The sequence below is a fragment of the Spartinivicinus poritis genome, from assembly GCF_028858535.1.
GTDB lineage: Bacteria > Pseudomonadota > Gammaproteobacteria > Pseudomonadales > Zooshikellaceae > Spartinivicinus > Spartinivicinus poritis.
The window spans coordinates 1-4,092 of sequence record NZ_JAPMOU010000123.1; the positions used below are offsets into that span (position 1 = coordinate 1).

Sequence of the window (4,092 nt, forward strand, 5' to 3'; positions counted from 1 at the left end):
ATACTACACCATAACTGGTCTGCAGGTGTCGTGTTGATCGTTCTTTGCTAGGCGAAGAAATGGAGCCATGCCTGTAGCCCAGCCCTTTAAGTCTTCCTCATCCTGCTAGTCAAGCATTAAAAACTTCGGAATCGAGTATAAGCATCTTTTGCATGCTTACAACACTTGTGGGCGACTCGAAGCTCTGCGAGTGCTGTTGGTGATAGTTCAAATCATCTCATAACAGAGGATTATACACATGATGCTGTATTATTTAACCTAGAAATGATTCGCGACTGGTATATTTACACCTTCACCACCGAGTAATACAGATGATAATAGGCAAATGAGGATGCTGTAAATGTGGGGCAGCAGTGTTGTATTATATACCAGAGGAAAAATCTAAATATAATTCTGTTACGAGGGATTCCAAAGCTATACAAGGGTCCTAATATCAATTTAATGCAATGGAGCAGGTATCTAACTCCTAAAAAAATTGAAATAATACTGTAAATTAATAGTTATTTAAAGGGGGGAAGCAGCTTATGTATCTTATCTGATAGTTATAGTATTAAAGGCATGTGAGTGTTGTAAGTCTTTTCTAGTGCTTAGCATTTTGGAGTGGATAGTGCGTTGTAACTCTCTAGTAAAGTCATCAAAAGGTAAAGATAGTTCAATCATTTTGTTTAAGGTTTCATCTACAATCACCCACGACCACACTAACCAGCTAGCTAATTCTGGAGGTTCTGTGGTATGATATGCCCATTGGTAGCCTACAGTAAGCGTGAAGGTGTACTATTTTGACTAATAGGCTAATTTGGTTAGTTCGAACATCTTGTTTAGGATAAATTATCCTCAGCTCTTCTGGAAGTTCCATTTGTTGTCATCATATCTTGAAATAGCACGTCCTTGTTCAGAACAGGTTGGATGATTGGACTCAGTTAGTTCTAATTAGAGGTAGTATATACATAAATCTTCTTTCACCTTTAAAATTTACACTTCTTTATATTTTGCTCTATTCCCTTGTAACTATTAGAGTAGAGGGTATCGAAAAATGATGATGCTCTTAAACTAAGATTAACCTTTTGTTGTTATCTTGTAGTCTATTTTTTATGAAATAGGAATTAATTATGAATCTTGTCGTATTTAACTTATTGGCGTTTATATTTTTATCTTTATGTTCTGAGGTTAAAGTCGAAATACTTAGAACGTGTCTTAAAAAGACAAAATTTAAGCAGTTCTCCTGACTAAAGTATGCAGCATGGCAATCTGGATCATTGCTTAAGCTTTTATTTTTAAAACACGTTCTAAGACTGACTACCAACTCTGCTTGTCGCCAGATCAAATATTACCAGAGCAATTTAAGATGGCTAAAAGTAAAACCCCCTCTTTAACTTTTAAAGCGGGGGATGGAGATACGGATATCATTAATTAGGGCAATGCAGGATCAATAAGCTATCTTCACCCGAAAGATGAAGTCTGAATCGTAGCTTGTAGTAGTCCCCGCCCTTCAGAGGCTGTCGCAAAACTACTGCCATCAAGGAAGGAGTATAGTAACGACGAATATAATACTAAGGTAGTTGTATGAATGGTCAATACCCACCCGCTTTTGATTACACAGATGGTGTATTATTTTTTGATGATGGCCAATTGTTTAGGATAAGAAGGTTGTAATTGGTTCCCTATTCTCTCATTTTCGATAGTAGTGGAAGCTATGCGGGTGTAAAATCTCCTGGAACGGAGAAGATGTGATAGCTTGAAGTGGTTTACCAAAAACAAAAGAATAGGGATAGTTTGAGTATAATCAGAGATTGCAGATAGAAAAATATTATATACACAAATTGTGTTGTTTGCTCAGAAATATTATTAAGGATTAGTTTGTTACCTCTTATTAACTAATTATTATCACTGCTTGTGTAACTTAACTGTTTGGGTTGTAGAAAAAAAATAAAACTGAAGCTATTAATGAAAAATGGTGGTTTTCATGAGTTTATTTTAAATAAGTTGGTTGTTTATGAAAAGGTTAAATAAGTTTAATTGTATAGTAAATTTTTTTGCTGTTGTTTTTACTTGTTTGATATGTTCACAACAAGTTTATGCAAAAGATAACTGTAGTAGTTGTCCCGGTAAAAAATCAGGTATTCCAGGGTTGTCTCCATTACCGGTTTTTGAATTAGGAAGGGTTCCACCGATAAAACCACTTTCTAATAAAAGCTTTTATGATAAAGGAAAACCATCTCCAGAAAAAGTAAAGCTTGGTGAATTACTATTTTTTGATAAGCTACTTAGTGGTAATAAAAATACCTCTTGTGCAACATGCCATCATATTTTAACCGGTACAGGGGATGGCCTGTCATTATCAGTAGGGGAAGGGGCTCAGGGTCTTGGAGTTACTCGTGATTGTGGAGTAGATGCAAATGCAATTCATGAGCGAGTACCGCGTAATGCCCCGCCATTATTTAACTTAGGCGCTAAATTATTTACTGATATGTTTCATGATGGTCGTGTTGCTGTTGATCCTGGTCAGCTGTCCGGTTTCATTTCTCCTGCTGGTGACCAATTACCAACTGGTTTAGATAATGTATTGGCTGTTCAGGCTATGTTTCCCGTAACTTCTGTTACTGAAATGGCTGGACAAAAAGGTGAAAACCCTGTTGCTAATGCAGCTGCAGTAGGTGACTTAAAAAAAGTATGGTCGCTTTTAGCTAAACGTTTACAACGTATCCCTGCTTATGTTCGTTTATTTAAAAATGTTTATAGCATTAAAGCCAAAAAAATTACGTTTGTACATGCGGCGAATGCGATAGCTGCTTTTGAAAGTGTAGCTTTTCGTGCTGACAATAGCCCGTTTGATCGCTACTTGCGTGGTGATTACCAAGCATTAAGTGAGAATCAAAAGCAAGGGATGGAGTTATTTTACGGGAAAGCTGGATGTGCTGTTTGTCATAGTGGAATACTACAAACTGACATGAAGTACCACTCAATTGCTATGCCACAAGTAGGCCCAGGAAAAGGTGATGGCATTGATGGACATGAGGACTTTGGTCGTGAGCGGGTCACTTTAAAAAAAGAAGATCGATTTAAATTCCGTACACCAAGCTTGCGTAATGTGGTATTAACAGGGCCATGGGGGCATGATGGTGCGTTTAATACTTTAGAAGGAATTGTGCGACACTATCTTAACCCTGCTCAATCATTGGAAAGTTATAAATGTGGTTTTCAGCTTATCATGCCAGATAGGACAGATTTAAACAGAATAGATTGTATAGTGCATAATAGCCCTAAGCGACGTAATGCTATCAAACGGTCTAGTGAGGTAACTTATTTACAGTTAACAGATCAGGAAGTTGATTTTCTTATTGAATTTTTACATGCATTGACAGACCCATCATCTTTAAATATGAGTAAGCATATTCCTAAAACCGTACCTAGTGGACTGTCTTTAGCTGAGTAATATAAACTATACTTTAAATTGGTAATACCTATGAGTTGGTTAACTAATATATTTTCTAATGGTATAAGTTCAGCTATAGGTAAAGCTGGTGAATTAATTGACAACTTTCACCTAAGTGAAGAAGAAAAACAGCAATTTACATTAGAAATGCAAAAAATTTTAAATGCCCGTGATAACGCGATTGAAAAAACTATCCAGCAAGAAATTGAATCACGTGAAAAGGTGATGGTTACAGAGTTAAATCAAGGTGATAATTATACAAAGCGAGCAAGACCCTCAGTTGTATATTTTGGGTTAGCCATTATTAGTGTAAACTATATTGTAGTGCCACTACTTATTTATTTATCAGGTAAACCTCAAGTGCAACCATTTAGTTTGCCAACAGAGTTTTGGTTAGCGTGGAGTGGTGTTGTATCGACTTGGTCTATTGGACGAAGTGTTGAAAAAACAAAAGGCTTTAATAAGTATACGAAGGGTATTACGGGAAGTAAACACTACTCATTATTGAATGACTAATCAGGTTCTTTTGGTAATAGGAGTCCTGCCAACGAGCAAAACTTAATACCAATCATGGTAAATAACCTGTAAAATACCTGGTCACAGTATTTCACTTAATTTGACTAGGAATTTAATAATGGCAAGGATTGCTTCTATTCCAG

Annotated in this window: 2 protein-coding genes; both read left to right on the forward strand. The window is 36.3% G+C overall.

Translation table 11 applies throughout. The annotated features are described in order from the left end of the window. The first annotated feature begins 1,993 nt into the window (after positions 1 to 1,993). Positions 1,994 to 3,433, forward strand: coding sequence for a cytochrome-c peroxidase (locus ORQ98_RS29070; protein ID WP_274692325.1), 1,440 nt, complete (start codon positions 1,994 to 1,996; stop codon positions 3,431 to 3,433). 30 nt (positions 3,434 to 3,463) lie between these two features. Next, positions 3,464 to 3,949, forward strand: coding sequence for a 3TM-type holin (locus tag ORQ98_RS29075; RefSeq protein WP_274692326.1), 486 nt, complete (start codon positions 3,464 to 3,466; stop codon positions 3,947 to 3,949). Positions 3,950 to 4,092 lie beyond the last annotated feature (143 nt).

Bases quoted from the DNA above. Each gene is read 5' to 3' on its own strand.
- ORQ98_RS29070 (WP_274692325.1), top strand. From the start codon at position 1,994: ATGAAAAGGTTAAATAAGTTTAATTGTATAGTAAATTTTTTTGCTGTT.
- ORQ98_RS29075 (WP_274692326.1), top strand. From the start codon at position 3,464: ATGAGTTGGTTAACTAATATATTTTCTAATGGTATAAGTTCAGCTATA.